General features: G+C 71.4%; 20 protein-coding genes. 13 read left to right on the top strand and 7 right to left on the bottom strand.

Going from position 1 to position 22,308, the window contains the following annotated elements; all coding sequences use genetic code 11:
• The first annotated feature begins 39 nt into the window (after positions 1 to 39).
• Complete coding sequence (mdlC, locus tag ABZ342_RS02560) at positions 40 to 1,626, top strand: benzoylformate decarboxylase (protein ID WP_360468266.1); 1,587 nt, start codon at positions 40 to 42, stop codon at positions 1,624 to 1,626.
• Positions 1,627 to 1,692: 66 nt separating this feature from the next.
• Here mdlC and ABZ342_RS02555 read toward each other — a convergent pair whose 3' ends face one another.
• From ABZ342_RS02555 to ABZ342_RS02540, 4 genes are read right to left on the bottom strand one after another with little or no spacing between them, the layout of a single operon-like run.
• The gene (locus ABZ342_RS02555; RefSeq protein WP_360468265.1) at positions 1,693 to 2,553 is read right to left on the bottom strand and encodes an ABC transporter ATP-binding protein; all 861 of its coding nucleotides are present in this window, start codon (positions 2,551 to 2,553) and stop codon (positions 1,693 to 1,695) included.
• A gap of 19 nt (positions 2,554 to 2,572) precedes the next feature.
• The gene (locus ABZ342_RS02550; RefSeq protein ID WP_155540647.1) at positions 2,573 to 3,406 is read right to left on the bottom strand and encodes an ABC transporter permease; all 834 of its coding nucleotides are present in this window, start codon (positions 3,404 to 3,406) and stop codon (positions 2,573 to 2,575) included.
• Entirely contained in the window at positions 3,403 to 4,173 is a 771-nt protein-coding gene (locus ABZ342_RS02545; RefSeq protein ID WP_360468264.1) for an ABC transporter permease, read from the bottom strand. Before ABZ342_RS02545 ends, ABZ342_RS02550 begins: the two co-directional genes overlap by 4 nt.
• A 1-nt stretch (position 4,174) precedes the next feature.
• A complete protein-coding gene (locus ABZ342_RS02540; protein WP_196425130.1) occupies positions 4,175 to 5,182 on the bottom strand; it encodes an ABC transporter substrate-binding protein in 1,008 nt (335 codons plus the stop codon).
• A gap of 716 nt (positions 5,183 to 5,898) precedes the next feature.
• Between ABZ342_RS02540 and ABZ342_RS02535 the strand changes: the two genes are divergently transcribed.
• The 6 genes from ABZ342_RS02535 (at position 5,899) to ABZ342_RS02510 (ending at position 12,675) form a co-directional block, all read left to right on the top strand.
• Positions 5,899 to 9,081, top strand: coding sequence for a nitrate- and nitrite sensing domain-containing protein (locus ABZ342_RS02535; protein ID WP_360468263.1), 3,183 nt, complete (start codon positions 5,899 to 5,901; stop codon positions 9,079 to 9,081).
• Between the two features lie 14 nt (positions 9,082 to 9,095).
• Positions 9,096 to 9,557: a roadblock/LC7 domain-containing protein gene (locus ABZ342_RS02530; protein ID WP_155544159.1), complete on the top strand. Its 462-nt coding sequence runs from the start codon at positions 9,096 to 9,098 to the stop codon at positions 9,555 to 9,557.
• A 25-nt stretch (positions 9,558 to 9,582) separates the two neighbouring features.
• Positions 9,583 to 10,371, top strand: a complete 789-nt coding sequence (locus tag ABZ342_RS02525; RefSeq protein ID WP_155540651.1) for a DUF742 domain-containing protein — start codon at positions 9,583 to 9,585, stop codon at positions 10,369 to 10,371.
• Positions 10,352 to 10,960: an ATP/GTP-binding protein gene (locus tag ABZ342_RS02520; protein WP_155540652.1), complete on the top strand. Its 609-nt coding sequence runs from the start codon at positions 10,352 to 10,354 to the stop codon at positions 10,958 to 10,960. Before ABZ342_RS02525 ends, ABZ342_RS02520 begins: the two co-directional genes overlap by 20 nt.
• A 380-nt stretch (positions 10,961 to 11,340) precedes the next feature.
• Positions 11,341 to 11,757, top strand: a complete 417-nt coding sequence (locus ABZ342_RS02515) for a roadblock/LC7 domain-containing protein (protein ID WP_360468262.1) — start codon at positions 11,341 to 11,343, stop codon at positions 11,755 to 11,757.
• Positions 11,758 to 11,763: 6 nt separating this feature from the next.
• Positions 11,764 to 12,675: a DUF742 domain-containing protein gene (locus tag ABZ342_RS02510; RefSeq protein ID WP_360468261.1), complete on the top strand. Its 912-nt coding sequence runs from the start codon at positions 11,764 to 11,766 to the stop codon at positions 12,673 to 12,675.
• Positions 12,676 to 12,718: 43 nt separating this feature from the next.
• Here the strand turns inward: ABZ342_RS02510 and ABZ342_RS02505 are convergent, their stop codons facing one another.
• Together ABZ342_RS02505 and ABZ342_RS02500 are read right to left on the bottom strand one after the other, a co-directional pair.
• On the bottom strand, positions 12,719 to 13,312 hold the full coding sequence (locus ABZ342_RS02505; RefSeq protein ID WP_360468260.1) for a hypothetical protein: 594 nt from the start codon (positions 13,310 to 13,312) through the stop codon (positions 12,719 to 12,721).
• An 84-nt stretch (positions 13,313 to 13,396) separates the two neighbouring features.
• Positions 13,397 to 15,634, bottom strand: coding sequence for a helicase-associated domain-containing protein (locus ABZ342_RS02500; RefSeq protein ID WP_360468259.1), 2,238 nt, complete (start codon positions 15,632 to 15,634; stop codon positions 13,397 to 13,399).
• A gap of 90 nt (positions 15,635 to 15,724) precedes the next feature.
• Between ABZ342_RS02500 and ABZ342_RS02495 the strand changes: the two genes are divergently transcribed.
• From ABZ342_RS02495 to ABZ342_RS02470, 6 genes are all read left to right on the top strand, one after another.
• Positions 15,725 to 15,904, top strand: coding sequence for a hypothetical protein (locus tag ABZ342_RS02495; RefSeq protein ID WP_155540656.1), 180 nt, complete (start codon positions 15,725 to 15,727; stop codon positions 15,902 to 15,904).
• A 117-nt stretch (positions 15,905 to 16,021) separates the two neighbouring features.
• Positions 16,022 to 17,410 carry an NAD-dependent malic enzyme gene (locus ABZ342_RS02490; RefSeq protein ID WP_155540657.1) on the top strand — a complete coding sequence of 463 codons (1,389 nt, stop codon included), beginning with the start codon at positions 16,022 to 16,024 and terminating at the stop codon, positions 17,408 to 17,410.
• 77 nt (positions 17,411 to 17,487) lie between these two features.
• Positions 17,488 to 19,002 (top strand): alpha/beta hydrolase, encoded by a 1,515-nt coding sequence (locus ABZ342_RS02485; protein ID WP_360468258.1) that lies wholly within the window; start codon positions 17,488 to 17,490, stop codon positions 19,000 to 19,002.
• Positions 18,963 to 19,610 (top strand): hypothetical protein, encoded by a 648-nt coding sequence (locus tag ABZ342_RS02480; protein ID WP_360468257.1) that lies wholly within the window; start codon positions 18,963 to 18,965, stop codon positions 19,608 to 19,610. The genes ABZ342_RS02485 and ABZ342_RS02480 overlap by 40 nt, the downstream gene beginning before the upstream one ends.
• A gap of 9 nt (positions 19,611 to 19,619) precedes the next feature.
• Positions 19,620 to 20,090, top strand: a complete 471-nt coding sequence (gene moaC / locus ABZ342_RS02475) for a cyclic pyranopterin monophosphate synthase MoaC (RefSeq protein WP_360468256.1) — start codon at positions 19,620 to 19,622, stop codon at positions 20,088 to 20,090.
• Positions 20,087 to 21,016, top strand: coding sequence for a molybdenum cofactor biosynthesis protein MoaE (locus tag ABZ342_RS02470; RefSeq protein WP_360468255.1), 930 nt, complete (start codon positions 20,087 to 20,089; stop codon positions 21,014 to 21,016). Before moaC ends, ABZ342_RS02470 begins: the two co-directional genes overlap by 4 nt.
• Positions 21,017 to 21,259: 243 nt before the next feature.
• Here ABZ342_RS02470 and ABZ342_RS02465 read toward each other — a convergent pair whose 3' ends face one another.
• Positions 21,260 to 21,892: a transglycosylase family protein gene (locus ABZ342_RS02465; RefSeq protein ID WP_360468254.1), complete on the bottom strand. Its 633-nt coding sequence runs from the start codon at positions 21,890 to 21,892 to the stop codon at positions 21,260 to 21,262.
• Positions 21,893 to 22,308: the final 416 nt, after the last annotated feature.

The raw sequence follows: 22,308 nt of genomic DNA, 5'->3' as shown, positions 1-22,308 counted from the left end.
CGGGCTTTCCTTCGCAAGACTAAGCATTAGTCTGAGGGCATGATCAAGCGAACGGTGCTGGACGCCACCCGCGAACTCCTCCGCGAACTCGGCCTCACCACGGTGTTCGGCAACCCCGGTACGACCGAGGTCCCGTTCCTCACCGACTGGCCGGACGACTTCGACTACATCCTCGGCTTGCAGGAGTCGGCCGTCGTGGCGATGGCCGATGCCTACTCCCAGGCCACGCGCCAGGCCGTGCTCGTCAACCTGCACTCCGCGGGCGGCGTCGGGCACGGGCTCGGCAGCCTCTTCACCGCCTACCGCAACCGGACGCCGCTCATCGTCGTCGCCGGGCAGCAGAACCGGTCACTGCTGCCGCACGATCCCTTCCTCGGTGCCGTGGACGCTCCCGAGTTTCCCAAGCCCTACGTCAAGTGGTCGATCGAGCCCGCCACCGCCGAGGACGTCCCGGCCGCGCTCGCCCGGGCCTACCACGTCGCGACGCAGGCGCCCGCCGGGCCGGTCTTCGTGTCCGTTCCGGCCGACGACTGGACCGCCACCACCGAACGCCCGATCATCAGCCGTCCGCGGATCCGTGGCTTCGCACCGGATCCCGAGGCGATCGACGAGCTGGCCGCCGCGCTCGAAACGAGTGAGCGGCCGGCGATCGTCGTCGGGGGAGCCGTCGACCAGGACGCCGCCGTCGTCGAAACCGTCGCGCTCGCCGAACGCCTCCAGGCGGCCGTGTACGTCGCGCCGATGTCGTTCCGCTGCTCGTTCCCCGAGGACCACCCGCTGTTCCAGGGCTTCCTCGACCCCGAGCGCGGTGCCGTCTCGGACAAGCTCGCGGCGCACGACCTCGTCGTCGTGCTCGGGGCGCCCGCCTTCACCTACCACGTCGACCGCGGCCGCGGGGAAGCTCCGCTGCCGCCGCTGTTCATCGTCAGCGACGACGAGCAGATCCTCGCGCGCGCCTTCGAAGGCACCGGTATCCGGGCGACGCCGAAGCTCGGCGTCCGCGCCCTGCTGAACGTCGTCGACCGGAGCACGCGGCCCGCGCCGGCGCCGATCGAGCGCCCCGCGAAGCCCGGCGGCGAGAAGCTCACCGCCGAGTTCGTCTACGCGACGCTCGCGGACCTGTTACCGGACAACGCGATCGTCGTCGAGGAGGCGCCGAGCCACCGCGGCATCCTGCACGACCACCTGCCGATCACCCAGACCGACACCGGCTTCCTGACGATCGCCAGCGGCACGCTCGGCTACGGCGTCCCCGGCTCGGTCGGCGCGGCGCTCGCCCGGCCGGACCGCAAGGTCGTCGGCGTCGTCGGCGACGGCTCCAGCATGTACGGCATCCAGGCCCTCTGGACAGCCGCGCGCCAGGAGCTCCCGGTGACGATCCTGATCATGGACAACTCCGAGTACGCGGCGGTCCGCATCCTCGGCGAGACGATCGGCGGCGCGAAGCTGCCGGGCACCGACCTGGGCGGCATCGACTTCGCGGCGCTGGCGGCGAGCATGGGCTGCCAGGGCGTGACGATCACAGAGCCGTCGGGCCTGGTCCCCGGCTTGACCGCGGCGCTCGCCGACCTCCGGCCGACGCTGGTGCACGTCCGGGTCGCCGCGTCGGAGCGGACGCTCTACTGACGTGAAACGAAAGCCGCGGCGGGGGATCCCGCCGCGGCTTTCGTGTGTCTCTTGTGGACGGTCCGGTCAGCTCCCGGTCTTGGACCCCGTCACGTTCTTGGCCCGCTCGGCCAGGTCCCACTCGGCGGCGTCCGACGCGGCCGCGACGGCGTCCGCCGGGGTGCCGCCCTGCAGCAGCCGCGCCACTTCACCGCGCAGCGTCACGAACTCCGCCGACTCGCGCGTGGTGATCTGGTTGCGCTCGGCCGGCAGGCCCACGCGGAGATCCGCCACGATCGACGCCGGCGACTTCGACAGCACCAGCACCCGGTCGGACAGGTAGACGCTCTCGTCGATGTCGTGCGTGACGACCAGGATCGTGGTGCCCTGCTCGCGCTGCACCCGCCGGGTCAGGTCCTCGAGCTCGAAACGGGTCTGCGCGTCGACCGACGCGAACGGCTCGTCCATCAGCAGCAGCGACGGGCGGCTGGCCAGCGCGCGGGCGATCGACACCCGCTGCTGCATGCCACCGGACAGCTGCCACGGGAACTTCCCGCCCACCGTGGACAACCCGACCTGCTCCAGCGCCTCGGCCGCCCGCGAACGCCGTTCCGCGCGGGAGATCGACCGCCAGCGCAACGGGAACTCGACGTTCTTCTGCACCGAAAGCCACGGGAAGAGCGACCGGCTGTAGTCCTGGAAAACGACGGCGAGGTCGTCCGGAACGCCGTTGACGCGGTCGCCGTGCAGGCTCACCGTGCCCTCGGTCGACGGGGTCAGCCCGGCGACGCAGCGCAGCAGCGTCGACTTCCCGCAGCCCGACGGGCCGACGATGCTGGCCAGCTGCCCGGCCTCGACGGTGAACGACAGGTCGTTCACCGCGATGTGCGCTTTCGCGCCGGTGCCGTAGCGGTGACTGAGGCCGGAAACTTCGAGCATGGTTGACATGGGAGAGGCCTTTCCAGCGTCAGTCGCGGCCGAGACGGGCCGGCTGCCAGGCCAGCACCCGCCGTTCGGCGGCCAGGAAGATCGTGTTGAAGAGGTAGCCGAGGATGCCGAGCAGCACCAGCCACGACCACATGGTCGGGAAGTCGAAGTCCTGCTGGGCGTTCATCAGCGACCGCCCGATGCCGTTGTACGCGCCGACCAGCTCGGAGACCACCATCAGCAGCAGCGAGATGGACAGGCTCACCCGCAGCCCGGCGAAGATCTTCGGCGCCGCCGCGGGCAGCACCACCATCGTGATCCAGTACCGCTTCGGCGTGCGGAAGGACCGTGAGGTTTCGACCTTCACCTGGTCGACCGAGCGGACGCCGTCGACCGTGTTGAGCAGCACCGGCCAGATCGAGCCGAAGATGATCGACCCGATCTGCATCCCGGAGCTCAGCCCGAACAGCACCGCGAACACCGGGATCAGCGTGGGCGGCGGGATCGAGCGGAAGAACGCGAACAGCGGGCCGAGGTAGTCCATCGCCTTCGCGGACCGGCCGACCAGCACACCGAGCGTGATGCCGACGACCGCGGCGAGCGCCCAGCCGCCGAGCATCCGGCCGAGGCTGGGGAACACGTTGTCGAACACCGCGTCGGTGAGGAAGAGGTGCGAGGCCGGCCCGGTGAACCACAGTTTCGCGGCGGCGACCGCGATCTCCGTCGGCGGCGGGAAGAACTTGCTGCCGCCCGCGCGGGCGGCGAACTCCCAGACGACCACGAGGATCGCGAAGAGCAGCCAGTTGCGGACGATGGTGGCGGCACCGCGCGCGGCCCGCCTGCCGACCCGGCCGGTGAGTGTCGCCGCGGTCATGCGATCGCCTCCCGGTCGACGGTGCTCCACCGGAACAGCCGCTTGCCGAGCTGTTCGAGTCCTTCGTTGATCAGGTACCCCAGTACCCCGGCCACCACGGTACCGGCCAGGACCAGGTCGAACCGGATCGAACCGGAGCTGGCGACGAGGATGAAGCTGCCGAGCCCGACTTCGGAGCCGGCCAGGAACTCCACGCTGACGACGGCGATCAGCGAGATGGTCGCCGACAGCCGGAGGCCGGTGAAGATGAACGGCGCGGTCTGCGGCAGCGCGACCGACGACAGGATGCGGAACCGGCTGGTCCCGCACGCGCGCGCGGTCTCCATCAGCACCGGGTCGATCTCGCCCATGCCGTAGATGGTGTTGAACATGATGGGCCACAGCGAGGCGTACACCGCGAGGGAGATCTTGGCGTCGGGACCGGAGCCGATCACCAGCAGCACCAGCGGCACCAGCGCGGTGACCGGGATCGGGCGGAGGAATTCGACGATCGCGGCGGTGGCGGTGCGCAGCACCGGGACACTGCCCAGCAGCAGCCCGGCGGGCACGCCGACGGCGATCGCGATGGCGATGGCGATCAGCCAGGCGAGCATCGTCGCGACGATGTCGCGGATGAAGTCGGGGTCGCCCAGCAGGTCGCCGACGGTGACCAGGACGACGCTCGGCGGGGGGATGAACGTTTTACTGACGAGGCCGACCTGGACGACGACCTCCCACAGCAGGAGGAAACCGACCAGGCCGGCCAGGCCGCGAAACAGCTTCGTCACGTCAGTTGTTCGCCTGCGGCGCGATCATCGGCGCGGCGTCCACCTTGCTGGTGATGACGCCCATCTGCAGCAGTAGATCGGGGACCCGCTGGAGGCGCCGGGCGTCCAGGGTGGAGCCGTAACCCGGCAGGGTGAGCAGCTTGGCCGTGTCCTGGTCGATCTTCGCGTACTTCACCAGCAGCGGCTCGACCTTCGCGCGGTCGTTGATCGCGTCGAGGGTGGCCTTCTTCATGGCGCGCTGGAAGGCCGCGAGGGTCTTCGGGTTCGCCTGCACCCACTTCGTCGCCGCGCCGTAGCCCGTCAGCGGGAAGTCCTGGGTGGCGCCGGTGTTGATGTCGATGATCGGCGTGGCGCCGGCCACCTTCGCCGCCTGCGAGAGCTGCGGCTCCGGCATGTAGGCCGCGTCGACCTGACCCTGCTGCAGCGCGGCCGCCATGTTCGGGAGCGGGATCGGCACCCAGTTGACCTTGGAGTAGTCGACGCCGTGGTCCTTCATCACCGACTTGGTGAGGATGTCGGACGCGGTGTTCTTGGCGGTGATCGCGATGCGCCTGCCCGCCAGGTCGGCGACGGTCTTGACCGGCGAGTTCGGCACGGTCACGATCGCGTTGCTCTTGGCGTTCACCGAAGTGCCGTCGGCCACCAGCTGCACGTCCGCGGCACCGGTGCTCTTGGCGACGAAGAACGGCGTGTAAGTCGAAAGAGCGATGTCCGCTTCCCCGGAAATCGCCTTCGTCATCGAAGCTTGCCCGCTCGGCGCGATGACCTGCTCGACCTCGAGACCCTCGGCCTTGAAGTAACCGCCGTCCTGGGCGAGCCAGAACGGCGCGAGGTCGGTGGTCGGCAGAATCGAGACCTTGATCTTCGACTTCTCCAGGCCGCCCCCGTTCGACGAGGCGTTCGAGTCGTCCGAGCCGAGCGCGCTGCAGCCGGTGAGGGCTGTCGCGGCTGCGACGGTGAGGGCGAGCCCGAGCGCGGCGCGGCGAGTGCGAACCCGGCCACTGCTCATGGCGTTTCCAAGCAAGGCCTGCTCCTTGAGTGAAAATTGACGGTTGGTGGACCGAATCCCGGGGAAGTACGTGACTCATTCTCGGGAGTACGCGGGTCACTGTAGAGGCGGTGACAGCTCGCTCACAACGGGTGGGTTAAATACCCGAGAGGGTGGTGCAGGTCACTCTTTTGGCCTCTGGTCTAGACCCACTGCTCCACTCGCCGTAGCTGTTCACCCAGCGTAGGGCCGAGTTCCTGATTAAAGGATCACCAGCTGTGCGCCGACTGAGCGAACGCTGTGCAACATCGGGCACGAAGCGTCGGGAGGGTTACATCTTCCCCGGCCGTTCGCTACCCTCTGCACCTGCGGGGAGGTATCAACCTCCGATGTAGTGAGAGAGAGTGCCTGGATGGCCGATCAAGTCGATCCCCGGTTTACCAGGGCACGCTGTGCTTTTCCTGAGAGAATCTCCCCCGCAGAGACCGCCGCCTGGCCGTGCCCCGCCGCTGTGCCGGTGGGCTAGGCGAACGAACCAAGACCGATGCAGGACCAGCGCAGGGACCCCACCGTGATGCTCGAGCTGAACCGATTCCGCCCGACCGGGCGGGGTTCAGGAACCCCCGTCGAAGACGATCTTTTCACCCGTACGGGTAGCGTCTCGCGCTGGGCTCCTACCGATCGGTCGATGAGCCGGAGCGCCGGGAGCGTGCTGACGAGTGGCTGAGGAGAACGCGATGCGCCCTGGCGGGCGCTGGACCGACCAGGGTTTCACGAGCACGAACGATGATGGTGGTGCGGCGGTGCCGAACGAAGACGCCGCGGGGGTAGGAGGGCCCCCCGCGCAGTCGCCCGGAGATGCTCCGGGCCGGAAGGCCGGGCTGTTCTCCGGCATGCGCGACTGGAGGGTGCGGTCCAAGCTGGCCGCGATCCTCCTGATCCCGACCTTGACCGCGCTCGTGCTGGGCACGTTGCGCGTGGTCGACGACGCTCAGCAGGCGACGGAGTTCCAGCAGACCGCCGACCAGGTCGCGTTCGCCGTCAAGGTCACCACGGTCGTGCACGAACTGCAGAACGAGCGGTCGCTGGCGGTCGCGCGGATCTCGTCCGCGAACCCGCTGCTGCAGACCGGGCTCGACTCGCAGATCGCGAAGGTCGACCGAGAGGTCACCAACCTGCGCAGCGCGGCCTCGACCCTCACCTACGACGACCAGGCGACCAAGGACCGGTACGCCCGCGGTATCCAGCGCCTCGACGCGCTGCGTCCGCTGCGGGCGGCGTTCAACACCGCGAACGGCCTGCCCGACATCACGGTGATGACCGCCTACTCCGGCATCCTCGACGCGCTGATCGAACTCGGCCGCGAGGTGACCACCGCGGTCACCGACCGGGACGTGCTGCGCCTCGGCACGAGCACGCAGGCGATCAGCGAGGCCAAGGAGTTCACCACCCGCGCCGACGCCGAGCTGCAGATCGCGGCGTTCCGCGGGAGCTTCCCCGGTGACCTCCTGGACCAGACGCGCGCCTCGGCCTCCAGTGCGGACGCCTCGGTCTCGGCCTTCCTCGCGAACGCCGACGACGACCAGCGCCAGCTCTACAACGACACCTACTCCGGCCCGGAGGTCGACGACCGGCGGCGGATCCAGACCGCGGCGTTCGCCTTCGCTCAGACGGGTGACGCGCCGAGCATCGACACGACGGCGCTCGGCAAGGACAGCACGGTGTCGGCGGACAAGCTGCACGCCGTCGAGTCGAACCTGCTGGCCCAGCTGAAGACCCGGGCCGACGACCTCGCCACGGCGGCGGTCAACTCGGCGTGGGTCGGCGGTGGCGTGGTGCTCGCCGCGCTGGCGGCCGCGATCGCGCTGATGCTCGTCGTCGCCCGCCTGATGCTGCGCCCGCTGCGGGTGCTGCGGAAGAGCGCGCTCGACGTCGCCTACACGCGACTGCCCGAGACGGTGCAGGCGATCCTCGACGACCCGGACCCGGTCGGCGCCTCGAGGAAGGCCGTCCAGCCGGTGCCCGTCACCTCCCGCGACGAGATCGGCGAGGTCGCGCGGTCGTTCGACATCGTCCACGAACAAGCCGTCAAGATGGCCGCCGAGCAGGCTCTCCTGCGCGAGAACGTCAACGGCATCTTCGTGAACCTCTCGCGGCGGTCGCAGCGGCTGGTGGAACGCCAGCTCGGCGTCATCGACCGCCTCGAGGCCGACGAGCAGGACCCGGACCACTTGGCCAGCCTGTTCGAGCTCGACCACCTGGCCACCCGGCTGCGGCGCAACGGTGAGTCCCTGCTGGTGCTCTCCGGCGCCGGCCTGGCCAAGTCCGTGCCCAAGCCGGTGCCCGCCGCCGACGTCATCGGCGCCGCGGTGTCCGAGATCGAGCAGTACGCCCGGATCGAGGTCGGCATCGTGCCCGACGTCGCGGTCCAGGGCCTGGCGATCCACGACCTCGTGCACGTCCTGGCGGAGCTGCTCGACAACGCGACCTACTTCTCCGAGCCGGAGACGAAGGTCATCGTGCGCGCCGTGGTGACCCGCCGGAAGGCACTGGCCATCCAGGTCACCGACCACGGTGTCGGCATGAGCGAGGAGCGGCTGGCCGAGGTCAACGGCCGGCTCGCCGAGCCGCCGGACCTGGACGTGTCGGTGACCCGCCGGATGGGCCTGTACGTGGTCTCCCGGCTGGCCAAGCGCCACGGCATCGAGGTGCGGCTGCGCGAGAACGAGGACATCGAGGGTGGCGTGATCGCCCGCGTCGTCGTCCCGGCCGAGCTGCTCACGCACCTCCGCCCGGGCATGGCGCGGCAGACCCCGCTGCCGCCCAACCGCTCCGAGACGTCGATGTCCATGCCGAGCATCCCGATCCCGGCCGCTCGCTCGGACTTCGACCAGACGCAATCGCACACGCCGGTCCCGCCTTCGGCACCGCCGCCCCCGCCGGCACCGGTGCACGAGCCGGTGGCGAACCAGGGCGGGCTGGTCCCGCTCGACCAGCCGATCAGCCTGGACGACCTGGTCAGCGGCGGCCGCGCGGCGGGCCCGTTCCTGTCGCCCGAGCTGCCGAAGCCCGAGACGCCGGCCTGGCCGACCGCCGAGGACCTCGCCCCGCTGACGCCGTCGGCGAACGGCGACGGGGCCAGCTCCAGGGCGGGCGACACGCAGTTCGCACCGCTGGTCCTGCCGAAGCGCGAGCCGAAGTACGTCCCGCCGGAAGAGCCGCCACCGCCCCCGCCGCGTGCGGAGGAGGTCGGTCCGTCGGCCCTCGAGGACGATGTACCCACCCGGCGGCTGCCCATCTACCAGTCGGTGCTGTCACGCTGGTTCAGTGAGGGCGACGACTCGCCGGCCGACCCGGTTCCGGCGCAGAGTGACGGTGAAGACCCGAACCTGCCGCCGCTCACCGGCTCCTCCGAGCCGGTCGCGGAGCGGACCGTCGTCGCCGAACCGGTCACGCGGCGCCAAGAGCGCGAGCAGCGCGAGCCGCGCGAACAGGTGGACGAGCTGCTGCCGACCGCGGCGACCCGGCACCCGCTCCTCCCGCCCGACGACGGCTGGCACAGTGCCTCCGACGACGGCTGGCAGAAGGCGCAGTCGCTGCTCGAGTCCAAGAACGAGGAGATCACCACGGCCGGGCTGCCCAAGCGCGTCCCGAACGCCTACCTGGTTCCGGGGTCGATCAACAGTCCTTCCGCCGGTGCGCCGGCCCAGAACAACTTCGCGGACAACACCGCGGGCATGCCCGGAACGGGTGCGATCACCCGCTCGGCGTCCGCGGCGCGGAGCAGGATGGCAAGCTTCCAGCGGGGCTACACCTCGGGACGGCACGCTTTGAAGGAGCTCCCGGCCGAAGAACAGCTGGAAAGCAGCAGGGTTCCGGGGCGTGGCAACACCACAGACAGCAGTGAGGAGCGAAAGTGACACGGGCGGGTGCAATGCAGCCGGGTGGCTCCGCGCAGCCGAACGGCCAAGCGCATGCCAAGACGAACAACGCCGGCAGCTTCGCTTGGCTGATCACGGATTTCGTGCACCGGGTGCCCGGCGCGGCCCACGCGGTCGTGGTGTCGGCCGACGGCCTGCTCCTGGCGGCTTCGCGAGGCTTGCCGAAGGACCGGGCGGACCAGCTGGCGGCGGTGGCGTCGGGGCTCACGAGCCTCGCGCGCGGCGCGGCCAAGGTGTTCGAAGGCGGGACGGTCGCGCAGACCGTGGTCGAGATGGCCAACGGCTTCCTCTTCCTCATGCAGGTTTCGGACGGCTCGTGCCTGGCGGTGCTCGGTTCGCCGGAGAGCGACATCGGCCTGGTCGTCTACGAGATGACCCTGCTGGTGGAGCGGGTCGGTCAGCAGCTGACACCGGAGATGCGGGCCCAGCTGCAGGGCTCGGCAGTCCGCCGCTGAGGACACGGGAACCGAGGAGAGAGCCGTGGACGACGGGCGCTTGAGGGGCGATGGCCGGCTCGGTGACGACTTCTCCGGCGGGTGGTCCGAGCAATCGGACGACGGCCGGGAGGACTGGCAGTCGTTCCGGGAACGGGTCGACCGCGAGTGGCGGTCACGCCGGGTGCAGGCGTCCGACAACGACCCCGTGCGAGAACCCCCGAACTGGCTGACCGACAGCAACGCCGGTCAGGAACCGATCCGGCCGATCCAGCCCGGGAGCGGCGAATACCGCGACCGGCTGCTGGGCGGCCCGGGAGCCGAGCTGTTCGGCGGGTCGAGCGGGCCGTTGTACGACGCGCACGACTTCGCCGCGTACAGCAACGGCCGCGACCGCGACTACTCGCAGGGGCCTGACTCCGGCGAGTTCGCGGCGGCCCTGCCGCGGCAGGCCAACCAGGAGTACGTGGACGAGCCGGCACCGACCGAGATGGAGACCTCGGGCCTGGTCCGGCCGTACTTCCGGACCCGGGGCCGGACGAAGGCGACCCTCGACCTGGCGATCGAGGCGCTGATCTCGACGAGTGATCAGGGCCGGATGCTCGACCGGGTCCGGGTGCCCGAGCACCGGTCGATCTGCGACCTGTGTCTCGACACCCGGTCGGTGGCCGAGGTGGCCGCGCTGCTGCGGCTGCCGCTCGGCGTGGTGCGGGTGTTGATTGGTGACGTGGCGGGCCTCGGGCTGGTGCTGGTGCACTCCAGCAGCCCGACCGTGGGCGACCGCCCGAGTATCGAGTTCATGGAAAGGGTGCTCAGTGGGCTTCGGAGAATTTGACTCCGACGCGAACGCGCCGCAGGTGACGGGTCCGACCTCGTCGGCCAAGATCGTGGTCGCCGGCGGGTTCGGTTCGGGGAAGACAACAATGGTCGGGGCGATCTCGGAGATCGATCCGCTGACCACCGAGGCCATGATGACCGAGGCGAGCGTCGGACACGACGACACCACGGCCACGCCCAACAAGACCACCACGACCGTGGCGATGGACTTCGGGCGCATCTCGCTGGACTCGGACCTGGTGCTGTACGTGTTCGGCACCCCTGGTCAGCACCGGTTCTGGTTCATGTGGGACGACCTCGCGGTCGGCGCCATCGGGGCGGTCGTGCTGGTGGACACGCGGCGGCTCGCCGACGCGTTCCCGTCGATCGACTTCTTCGAGAACCGGAAGCTGCCCTACGTCGTGGCCATCAACTGCTTCGACCGGCTTCTGCACCACCAGATCGAGGACGTGCGGCACGCGCTCACCATCGCGCCGTCGGTCCCGATCATGGCGTGCGACGCGCGTGAGCGCGACTCCGCCAAGCAGGTGCTGATCTCCGTCGTCCAGCACGCGATCGCGCACGATTCGGCGCTGCGCGCAGGCTGAGGGTGCGGATGCCCCGGAGCGGATGCGGCCGTTGGAGTGAACTCCACGGGCTTCACCCACTTCGGGGAGCCTTGCCGCCGTCCGGAGGACGGAACGGTCGCCGCGGTTCGGTAACGTCGAAGGGGGCGTCCCCGGCCGGGCCCACCGTCCACCGGGCTGACCTGCGCGGACACCCCGCCACCGCGGGCCGCGGACCGAGTTCCGGCCGCACCGGCCGCACCGGGCCGGTGCGGAGCGCGGTCGCGCGCACACGTAGGGTGCGCACCGGCCGGTCGGTGGTCGGCTCGACACCACCGGCGGGGCGAATACGCTTGAGCGTGGGCCGTGCCGGCCACTCCGGGGTGCGGCGTGCGGCGCCGCAGGAGCAAGGAGGGGCAGTAGTGACGGCATCCGGCCAGGGCTCGTTCGGCTGGCTCATCACGGACTTCGTGCGCCGGGTACCCGGCGCCGCGCACGCCGTTCTGGTGTCCGCCGACGGCCTGCTCCTGGCGCCGTCGGAAGGCCTGCCCCAAGAGCGCGCCGAGCAGCTGTCCGCGGTCGCGTCCGGGCTGATCAGCCTGACGCACGGGGCCGCGCGCTGCTTCGAAGCGGGTGGCGTCAACCAGACCGTGGTGGAGATGGAGCGCGGTTACATGTTCCTGATGTCCGTTTCGGACGGTTCGTCGCTGGCGGTGCTGGCCGCGCCGACGTGCGACATCGGCACGGTCGCGTACGAGATGACGCTGCTCGTCGAGCGGGTCGGCCAGCAGATCACCCCTGAGCTGCGCGCGCAGCTCCAGGGCGGCGTGCGTGGGTAGGGCGAGATGAGGATTTCGGGATTCGACGATCCGGACTCCAGCGGCTGGGACGCACTGCACCGCGGTACCGAGCGCGAGGGTTTCGATTCGCCCAGCAAGTTCGACATGTCGACGCTGTCGACGATCATGCCCAAGCGCAAGCCGGCGCGACCCCAGCCGGACCCGCAGGGCTACACCGACGAGGACACCCGCGAGTGGGGTTCGTCGTCCGACTTCGACGAGGGCTACGACGACGACGGCGGTTACGACCCGGCCGCGCCCGAATGGCAGGACGAGGAGACGTACGAGCCGGAGCCCCCGCCGCTGGAGCCCGCGTGGACTCCTCCGCGCGGCGCGCGCCCGCCGGCCCCGCCCCGGCCGCCCGCCCCGCCTCGCCCGCCGGCACCCCCGGTGCCCCGGCCGCCGGCCCCGAGGCCCCCGGTGTCCAGACCCCAGGCGGCGCCCCCGCCTTCGTGGGCTCCGCCGATCGACCCGCGCACCGGCTGGACACCCCCGCCGGACCCGGAGACCCGCTGGATCCCGCAGCCGGAGCCGTGGGAAGAACCGGCCCGCGTGCTGAGCCCGCCGCCGGTCGCCGCGGCGCGGTCCCGGGTGCGCCCGTACACGCGCACCGGCGGCCGCACGCGGTCCGACCACAACCTGGCGCTGGAAGCGCTCGTCTCGACGTCCGACGACGGGCGCCGGTACCGCGGCGTCCGGTCGGTCGAGCACCGCCGGATCTGCGACCTGTGCCTGGACACGCGCTCGGTGGCCGAGATCGCGGCCCACCTGCGGCTGCCGCTGGGCGTGGTGAAGGTGCTGGTCGGCGACATGGCCGACATCGGCCTGGTGCTGATCCACCAGACCGAGCTGATCCTCGGGGACCGCTCGTCCCGCGAGTTCATGGAACGCGTCCTGGCCGGCCTGCGGGCGCTCTAGTCCCCGCGGACGGGGCCGAGGCGATCCCCGGCCCCGCGCGTCGTCAGGCCTTGGGCCAGGTGAGAGCGAGCGCCAGGGTGTTGCCGGGTCCGGGCACCGCCGCGTTGACGAGGGCTGTCGCCGATCCGCAGTTAGCGAAGTCGCCGATGGTGTACGTCGAGGTCAGGTGGCCGCCCTTGTCGAGCTGCCAGTCGGTCGACGTCAGCTCGGTGGTGACCGGCTCGGCCGTCCCGCACGCCGGGCCGACGTCGTGGGGCTTGCCGTTCACGGTCACGTCCGAGACCTTCACCGGCCACTTCGCGGTGGCGGTGAACCCGCCGAAGGCCTGCCCGGTGACGGCGCCGGGGCCCAGCGTGAGCTTGCCGCTGACGGTCCCCACCCCCGGCACGGTCCGGGTGATCGTCACCGGCGGCAGCGTGATCGTGCCGGAGAAGGAGTACGGCCCGATGTCGGTGTACAGCTCGGCGATCCCCGGCCCGAGCGTGACGTTCGCCTTCGGCTTGGCCACGTGCGTGGTGCCGTTGACGTCGTACTTGGTGTAGACGGGTGGCCCGATCGCCTCAGCCGCCCCGGCGAACCCGACCCCGCCGACGACGGTCGCCGCGGCCAGCGCGGTCACGCGCGTTCCCCACTTCATGGTCCCTCCCTGGTTCCCGAAGATCCGGAGAACCAGGCATACCACGTGGTCAGGCGTTCCGTCGGTGATTCACCGAATCCGGCGCTACTCCTCGACCAGCGCCGCGGAGGTGATCCGGTGCAGCGAATACCGCTGGTTGTCGTCGCCTTCGAGGACACCGCCGCCGACGCGCACGGGCCGCACGACCCGCTGGCTGGCGGTCCCGCGGGAGTCGACGAACCCGATCCAGACCTCACGGCGTTCCAGCGTCGCCCGCGACAGCAGCTCCAGCGTCGCCGACGTGTCGGCTCCGCCGCCGACCGGCGCCCGCACCGCGGACCCCCGGCGCCGGGCGGACGCGGCGTCGCCCGCCCGCAGGTTCGAAACGATCCGGGTGGCCTGGTCGGACGTCAGCACCGCCTGCTCACCCGGGTTGCGCCGGGCCGCGCGGGCCTTCGCCGGCAGCCGCCGCCCGCCCGGCCGGATGTCGACGACCCGGCCGTCCGGGCCCTCCGCCGCCGGTGCGAACCCCGCCGCGCGCAGGCCGGTGAGGACCTCGTGCAGCGGGTCCGGGCTGATCACGACGGTCGGCGCGATCAGCCGCAGGTCGTGCTCCGCCGCGACCGGGTGGGCCAGCACCTCGGCCAGCAACGCCTCGTCGTCGCACCGCAGGAACGACGCCGCGACGCCGCCGCGCAGCCGGCCGTGCCGCCGGGCGACGTCGTCGACCAGGTAGCTCAGCGACTGCGGGACCGGTGTCGCGGACTTCTTCCTGAACAGCGCGTGCAGCTCGTCCGCGGTCCGGCCGGTGTCCAGCGCGCGCCGGACGGACGTCTCGGTGATCCGGTAGACCGTCGCGTGGCCGGCCGACTCGACGTTCGCGACGGCGTCCATCTCCGCCGCCAGCTCCGGTTCCAGGGGGCCCGGCGCGACGACCGTCAGGTCGGCCTGCAGCAGGACGTGGTCCACCGGCGCGGGCAGCGCGTCCATGATGGCCTCGACCGCGCCCGGCCGGTCGTCGTCGAGCAGCGCCCGGGTCGCCGTCGTGAGGCCGCCGAGCCCGACGATCCCCAGCGCCGAGGCCTCGGACATCGTCCAGCGGACGGTCTCGTCCCGCAGCCGGCCGCCGCGCCGCGGGGCCCGCCAGGCCAGCACCGCGACGAGCTCGTCGACGCTCTTCACCCCGGCGCCGCGCGGCAGGTCGGCCAGCGCGGCCAGCACCCGCCGCCGCGCGACCGGCGCCAGCGGGCGGCGCAGCTCCTCCGACAGCGGCGCGATCGGCTTGTCCTTGGCGTCGCGCCCGCCGGCCATCCCCGGCAGCCGCGGCAGCTCCAGCCAGGCCTGGGCCAGCGTCATCCACCGCTGCGCGGTCGGCGACGCGAGCCACGAATCGGTCAGCGTCGTCGGCACCCACTCGGGCACGGTCGCTTCGCTGTCCGCGACGAGCCCGGCGCCGACGACGAGCTCGGCCAGCAGGATCGCCTGCGTCTCGTCGATCTCGAGGTCCTTGGCCAGCTTCTTCAGCTCGCGCACGCCGAGCCCGCCCGACTTGAGCACCGGCGGCGGCGCCGCGGACCACGAGCGGAGCAGGGATTCGGTGTGGCGCAGGAACTCCATCGCCTCACCGGCCGCTGCTTCGTCCAAGGTGGACGGCTGGTGCGGGTGGACCGGCAGCCCGGGCTCGGTGAGCGCGTCCGGGGCGAAGACCCCGCCGCGCACCGCGACACCGAGCTCGCGCGGCAGCTCGACGGTCTGGTCGTCGCGCCGCAGCAACAGCCCGCGGGCCAGCAGCTTCTGCACCGGTGTCCCGGCCTTCTCGAGCGTCAGGTCGGCGCCCGCGTCGCGGGTGCGGCCGATCGGCGGGCCGGCGGCGAGGGCGTTCAGCACGCCGCGTTCGTCGTCGGGCAGCTCCGCGAGCCGCGCCCCGAGGTCCTCGCCGGCCAGCGACGGCGACGACGCCCCCAGCCCGGCCGGGAACGGCCCGAGCACCTCCCGGACCGCGGGCGGCACGCGCAGCGCGTCGTCCGGGCCCCAGGCCAGCGCCCGTGCGCGCAGCCGGGCCAGCGGCCGGGTGATGTCGGTGCCGACGAGGTCCGTGACCTCGGCGACCGGCACCGGGTCGCGGTCCGCGCCGGCCAGCAGGCACGCTTCGAGCACGGCGATGGCGACCGTGTCCAGGTCTTCGCAAGCGCGCGCGACCGAGCCCGGCGTGCCGGCGCGGGTGGCCAGCACGGTGCTGTCCGAGGGTGGCGGCGTGGACAGGTCGCGGCGCGTGCGGAGCAGCTCTTCGAGAGCGGCGTCGGACTCCGCGCGCAGCCAGTCCGCCAAGGAGGTCGCGGGCATAGAAGGCCAGCGTACCGGGCGGTTGAGACAAGCCGCCGCGGCTCAGGCAGACTGTCCAGGCTGGAACCGAACGCGGCTGTGGAGGACGTTGTGGCCAAGGGTGAGAAGAAGCACAAGGGCGTCGACCCGACCTGGCCGGGGGAGGCGGGCGAGCACCCGGTGACCGAGCTCGCGTCCGACCGCCAGGGCTCGCTGTCGCCGTTCGGTGACATCACCTTCCCCCTCGACACGGTGCCGTACGTGCACCCGGAGACCGAGATCAACCGCTAGCCCGGCAACCAGCGGCAGAGCTACTGGTCAGTACCGGTATCGGGGCCTCGTGAGGGCGGTCACGGGAGTAGGTTCGCTCCCGTCCCAACCCACCTTTCCCACGCGGGGGTAAGCGCCATGCCGGTTCCCGGTCCCGGATACTCGATCACCGTCCGGGTGGAGGCCCCGGCCTCGTCCAGCGCGGCCGGTGACCTCACCACGGCCGTCGGGCGCGTCGGCGGCGTCCTGACCGCGTTCGACGTCGTCGAGTCCCACTCCGACTCGATCGTGGTCGACATCAGCGCCAACGCGCTGTCGGAGAACCACGCGAACGACATCACCCAGGCGCTCGACTCGCTGCCCGGCGTCAAGGTCCGCAAGGTCTCCGACCGGACGTTCCTGATCCACCTCGGCGGCAAGATCGAGGTCACCCCCAAGGTCGCGCTCCGCAACCGTGACGACCTCTCCCGCGCCTACACGCCGGGCGTCGCCCGCGTCTGCCAGGCGATCGCCGCGAACCCCGAAGACGCGCGCCGGCTGACCATCAAGCGCAACACCGTCGCGGTGCTCACCGACGGCTCCGCGGTGCTGGGCCTGGGCAACATCGGCCCGGCCGCCGCGCTGCCGGTGATGGAGGGCAAGGCGGCGCTGTTCAAGAAGTTCGCCGACGTCGACGCGTGGCCGGTCTGCCTGGACACCCAGGACACCGAAGAGATCATCCTGATCGCGAAGGCCCTGGCCCCGGTGTACGCCGGGATCAACCTCGAGGACATCGCCGCGCCGCGCTGCTTCGAGATCGAGAAGCGGCTGCGCGAGCAGCTGGACATCCCGGTGTTCCACGACGACCAGCACGGCACCGCGATCGTGGTCGTCGCCGCGCTGCGCAACGCCCTGCGCGTGGTCAAGAAGAACATCGAAGACTGCAAGATCGTGGTCAGCGGCGTCGGCGCGGCCGGCTCGGCGATCATCCGGCTGCTGCTGCACAAGAACCCGGGCGACATCGTGGCCGCGGACATCGACGGCATCGTCCACTCCGCGCGCGGCAACCTCGACGACAACCTCGCTTGGATCGCGTCGCACACCAACAAGGACCAGGTCAGCGGCACCCTGCACGAGGCGCTCGTCGGCGCGGACGTCTTCATCGGCGTCTCGGCGCCCAACCTGTTCGGCGCCGAGCAGGTCGCCACGATGAAGGACGACGCCGTCGTCTTCGCGCTGGCGAACCCGGACCCGGAGGTCGACCCGCTCGAAGCGCAGCAGCACGCCGCCGTCGTCGCGACCGGCCGCAGCGACTTCCCGAACCAGATCAACAACGTGCTGGCGTTCCCGGGCGTCTTCCGCGGCCTGCTCGACGCGCACGCGAACAACATCGACGACACGATGCTGCTCGCCGCGGCCGACGCGATCGCCGACGTCGTCGACAACGGCAAGCTCAACGCGTCGTTCATCGTGCCGAGCGTGTTCGACAGCGCGGTGGCGCCGGCGGTCGCCGAGGCCGTGCGGAAGGCCGTGCGCGCCGAGCGCTGAGTCGTCCGTCCGGCGGACACCGGGAGCACGGGCGTCCCCCTACGCTGAGGTTTCGGCTCGCGTGGGGGGAGTTCGGAATGCGCAAGATCATGACGGCCGCCTTGGTGGCGGCCGTCGCGGTGACCGTCGCGCCGGGGGTGGCTTCGGCGGCGCCGGACGCGGTGACTTGGGGAGCGTGCCCGGCGGACGTCACGGCGCCGGGGTTGCGGTGCGCGACGCTCGAAGTCCCCCTGGACTACCGGAAGCCGGACGGGGCGAAGATCCAGGTCGCGATCTCGCGCCTGGCGAGCACGAACCCGGCCCGGCGGCGGGGCGTGCTGCTGACGAACCCGGGCGGTCCCGGCGGGCCGGGCCTGGACCTGCCGGCGGTGCTGGCGCGGATCGGGTGGCCGAAGAGCGTGCTCGACACCTACGACGTCATCGGGTTCGACCCGCGCGGCGTCGGCCACAGCACCCCGGTGACGTGCGACCTGACGCCGGCGCAGCTGCGGAGCAACGTCCCGCCGTACGCGCTCGGCCCGGCGGACGTCACCGCGCAGGCCGAGTACGCGAAGGGCGTCGCGCGGCAGTGCGGCGCGTCGCGGACGGCGTCGACGCTGCCGTACATCACGACGGCGAACACGGCCCGCGACATGGACCGGATCCGCGCGGCGCTGGGCGAGCCGAAGCTGTCGTACTACGGGGTTTCCTACGGCACGTACCTCGGCGCGGTCTACACGACGCTGTTCCCGCAGCGGAGCGACCGGATCGTGCTGGACAGCAACCTGGCGCCGGGCGGCCTGGACGTCACGGGGTCACGCTTGCTGGCCCAGGGTTTCGACGACCGCTTCCCGGACTTCGCGGCCTTCGCCGTCGCGCACCCGGAGTACGACCTCGGCCGGACACCGGCGGAGGTGAAGGCGAAGTACTCCGACCTCGCCCGGCGGCTGGACGCCCAGCCGAACTCCCAGGGTGTCGACGGAAAGCTGTTCCGCCAGATCACCTTCGGGATGTTCTATTACGACGCGACCCTGCCGTACCTGGCTTCGGCGTGGCACGCGCTCGACACCGGCGCGCCGATTTCGCAGCCGCCGGGCGGAACGGTCCCGGACGTCGGGAACGTGCTGTCGAGCCAGCTGCACGTGGTGTGCGGCGACTCGGACTGGCCGGAATCGGTGTGGACGTACCAGAAGAACGTGGCGGTCGACCGGATCCGCCACCCGATGTTCGGCCCGGCGGCGGCGAACGTCTGGCCGTGCGCGTTCTGGCCGGCCGAGCCGGCGGAACCGCGGGTTCGCATCGGCGACCGCGGCCCGTCGGACGTCCTGATGCTGCAGAACCTCCGCGACCCGGCGACGCCGTTGACGGGAGCGCTCCGGCTGAGGCAGGCGTTCGGCGACCGGGCGCGCCTGGTGACCGCCGACCAGGGCGGCCACGGAACCTATCTGTTCGGAGCGAACACGTGCGCCAACGACGCGGCGACGACCTTCCTGGCCACTGGCGTCCGTCCCTCGCGGGACCTGGCGTGCGCGGCCGAGCCGGCGAGCCGGACACCAGGGCCGAGAATCGACCCATGGACACTTCGGAGCTTCTTCGCCGCGCCACCGTCCTGATCCCGGACGACGCCCGAAGCGACGCCGGGTTCGGGGCCGTCGACGTCCACGACTGCCTCCGCCAGGACGAATGGGAAGTCGCGCTCGACATCCTCGAGGACTTCGATGGCGTCCCATGGCAGACCGTCGAGTACTGGGACCTTCTCGCGGAGGCCGCCCGGCAGATGTACCTCGAGCGGAAGGCCGCCTGGTGCCGGTGGCGAGGATGGGAAACCCGCCACGGCGTCATCAGAGCCGACCTCCGGCTGGTCGCCCCCGAAGCCGGCGGCCGTCGCATCCCGATTCCCGGGGACGGGCGGCTGCGGCCGATGTGGGCACTCGGCCAGTCCGCTTCCGGCGGGCCCGGTGACCTGCATGTCGCGAAGATCTGGGTCGAGTTCGCGCCCGCCCTCGAGCCTGGCGGACGAGGCTCGGTCAGGCTCGCCCCGCTCACGCCTCCGAGCTGGCGCCACCTCACCCCCGGGGACTCGATCACCATGCACGAACGATCGCCGGTCGCGGGAACCGCGACGATCACCGAGATGCGGCGTCCCGCGGTCATCGCCACCGGCGATGACCGCGTCCTTCGTCGCGGTGGTGCCGACACCGTCCGCCGGCGTCGGAAGTAGCCTCGCCGTGTGAGTGAACTCAGCCACGTCGACGAGACCGGCGCCGCCCGGATGGTCGACGTCTCCGGCAAGACCGCCACCGCGCGCACCGCGCTCGCGGCCGGCACCGTGCGGACCACCGCCGAGGTGCTCCGGCTGCTGGCCACCGACGGCCTCCCCAAGGGCGACGCCCTCGCCACCGCCCGCATCGCCGGGATCATGGGCGCCAAGCGGGTGCCCGAGCTGATCCCGCTGTGCCACCAGATCGCGCTGTCCGGGGTCAAGGTCGAGTTCACCCTCGGCGACGCCGAGGTCGGGATCCGCGCGACGGCGAAGACCACCGACGTCACCGGCGTCGAGATGGAGGCGCTGACCGCCGTGGCCCTCGCCGGGCTCACGCTGCACGACATGATCAAGGCCGTCGACCCGGCCGCGACGCTGGACGACGTCCGCCTGCTCCGCAAGGACGGCGGCAAGACCGGGACCTGGGAGCGGCCGTGAAGCGCACCGCACGCGTCATCGTGGCGTCCAACCGCGCCGCGAAGGGCGTCTACGAGGACAAGACGGGCCCGGTGATCGTCGCCTGGCTGGCCGGGCGCGAGTACGACGTGCCGGCGCCGGTCGTCGTCGAGGACGGCGACCCGGTGGGCGTCGCGCTGCGGGCCGCGCTGGCCGACGGCGTCGCCGTGGTGCTCACCACCGGCGGCACCGGCATCTCGCCGACCGACCGCACCCCGGACGTCACGCGCGCGCTCCTGGACCACGAGCTGCCGGGCGTCGCGGACGCGATCCGCGCGGCCGGGCTGCCGAAGGTGCCGACGGCGGTGCTCTCGCGCGGGGTCGCGGGCGTGACCGGGCGGACCCTGGTCGTGAACCTCCCGGGCTCCAGCGGCGGCGTGAAGGACGGCCTGGGCGTGCTCGACGGCATCCTCGACCACGCGGTCGACCAGCTGGCCGGCGGCGACCACCCGCGTCCCGCCACCCGGACCCCCGAAAAGCCTGAGGTGCGCGTCGCGCGGGCGCTGGTGACCGAGGACCTGCTGTCGGTCGAGGAGCACGCCCGCCTGGTCGAGGACGACGCGGCGGGCGCGGTGGTGACGTTCGCCGGGGTGGTCCGCGACCACGACGGCGGCAAGGGCGTCCGCGACCTGACGTACGAGGGGCACCCGAGCGCGGGCCAGGTGATCGCGGACGTGGTCGCGGAGCTGGCCGCGCGCTGGACCGGCGTCCGGGCGGTGGCGGTGAGCCACCGCATCGGTCACCTGGCGATCGGGGACGTGGCGCTGGCGTGCGCGGTGGCGGCGGAGCACCGCGGCCAGGCGTTCTCGGCGTGCTCGGACCTGGTGGACGAGGTGAAGGCGCGGCTGCCGATCTGGAAGCACCAGCACTTCACCGACGGCACGGACGAGTGGGTCAACTCGCCGTAACCCGGAAGGCGGCGACGCCGGGGCGGGCAAAGGCGGCTGAGAGGGTCCGCACGCTCTGCGGGCCGCCAGAGGCCCAGGCGGCCCCGTGGGCGCGCTGAGAGCCGCTCAGAGCGCTTTGCGCGGGCAAGAGCGGCAGGAGGCCCACAGCGCAAACGCACGAGCCCTCCACCGCCCGGGGGATCGGCGGTGGAGGGCTCGTGATGTCACGGCACCAGGCCGGACCTACGCATCACTGCGCGATCGTCACTTGGTGGCGATCTTCTGCCCGACGAGGATCAGGTCCGCGTTCGGGATGTACTTCGCGTTCAGGTCCTGCAGCTTCTTGAAGCCGCCATCGACGTTGAACTGCTTGGCGATCTTGGACAGCGTGTCGCCCGCCACGACGGTGTAGTCACCGGCCGGGTTCGAGCTGGCCACACCGGTCGCCGCCGGAGCCGCCGCCTGCTTCGGGGCGGTGCTCTTCTTCGGCGCGGTCGACTTCTTGGCGGTGCTGGTGGTCGACTTGTGGGTGGCCTTGGGGGCCGACGAGCCGCCGCCCTTCTTGCCACAGACCGGCCACGCACCGATGCCCTGACCCTGCAGGACGCGCTCGGCGACGGCGATCTGCTGGTCGCGCGAAGCGCCGGCCGCGCTGCCGGTGCCGCCGTAGGCCTTCCACGTGCTCTGCGAGAACTGCAGGCCGCCGTAGTAGCCGTTGCCGGTGTTGGTGCTCCAGTTGCCGCTGCTCTCACACTGCGCGATGGCGTCCCAGTTGGTCGCCGACGCGGGGGTCGCGGCGATAGCGAGGGGCGCGCCGACCGCAATGCCCGCGATGGCGACGCGAGCGACGGTGCGGGTGGCAGCGGACATCTTGCGGTGCTTGCCTCGGTAAGACATCTGAATGTATCTCGCTCCCTGCGCCTACGAGCCTGTGCTGAGGGTCAGGATCGGGGTCCTGGCGCCGGCCGTCTCAGACCGGCAGACGAGTCCGACGCACGGCGCGTCTTCTTCGTCCCCTCGTCCCTGTCCGGAAATGCTTTCGCTCGGGGTATGGGTCCGGGGATCCGTCGGACAGGGCTAGGCGCTACGGATTCCCGGTCGTGCTGGTTGGTCGGGGCCAACCGAAAAGCGACGGTACGTAACGAGAGCCGTGATCGGAAATTATTCGAGGCGTGACCTACGTCACAGTAACAGCACGCAACCCCCGTCGATGTGGGTATCTGCGCAGGTCAGCGGGCCGTTATCTGGCCGTTTCCTAGTCGAGATAAAACACGGATCGTGAGGCTTGCATCACGTGTTTTGCGCAGCGAATG

This window comes from Amycolatopsis sp. NPDC005961 (assembly GCF_040629235.1).
Lineage (GTDB): Bacteria > Actinomycetota > Actinomycetes > Mycobacteriales > Pseudonocardiaceae > Amycolatopsis > Amycolatopsis camponoti.
Note: the sequence above shows the minus strand (reverse complement) of the source record. Positions and strands in the feature narration are given on the sequence as shown.

Coding starts and splice junctions, on each gene's coding strand:
- ABZ342_RS02500 (WP_360468259.1), bottom strand. CDS start 15,634: ATGCCCGCGACCTCCTTGGCGGACTGGCTGCGCGCGGAGTCCGACGCC.
- ABZ342_RS02530 (WP_155544159.1), top strand. CDS start 9,096: ATGCAGCCGGGTGGCTCCGCGCAGCCGAACGGCCAAGCGCATGCCAAG.
- ABZ342_RS02465 (WP_360468254.1), bottom strand. CDS start 21,892: ATGTCTTACCGAGGCAAGCACCGCAAGATGTCCGCTGCCACCCGCACC.
- ABZ342_RS02535 (WP_360468263.1), top strand. CDS start 5,899: ATGCGCCCTGGCGGGCGCTGGACCGACCAGGGTTTCACGAGCACGAAC.
- ABZ342_RS02555 (WP_360468265.1), bottom strand. CDS start 2,553: ATGTCAACCATGCTCGAAGTTTCCGGCCTCAGTCACCGCTACGGCACC.
- ABZ342_RS02540 (WP_196425130.1), bottom strand. CDS start 5,182: ATGAGCAGTGGCCGGGTTCGCACTCGCCGCGCCGCGCTCGGGCTCGCC.
- mdlC (WP_360468266.1), top strand. CDS start 40: ATGATCAAGCGAACGGTGCTGGACGCCACCCGCGAACTCCTCCGCGAA.
- ABZ342_RS02550 (WP_155540647.1), bottom strand. CDS start 3,406: ATGACCGCGGCGACACTCACCGGCCGGGTCGGCAGGCGGGCCGCGCGC.
- ABZ342_RS02505 (WP_360468260.1), bottom strand. CDS start 13,312: ATGAAGTGGGGAACGCGCGTGACCGCGCTGGCCGCGGCGACCGTCGTC.
- ABZ342_RS02490 (WP_155540657.1), top strand. CDS start 16,022: ATGCCGGTTCCCGGTCCCGGATACTCGATCACCGTCCGGGTGGAGGCC.
- ABZ342_RS02480 (WP_360468257.1), top strand. CDS start 18,963: ATGGACACTTCGGAGCTTCTTCGCCGCGCCACCGTCCTGATCCCGGAC.
- ABZ342_RS02485 (WP_360468258.1), top strand. CDS start 17,488: ATGCGCAAGATCATGACGGCCGCCTTGGTGGCGGCCGTCGCGGTGACC.
- ABZ342_RS02510 (WP_360468261.1), top strand. CDS start 11,764: ATGAGGATTTCGGGATTCGACGATCCGGACTCCAGCGGCTGGGACGCA.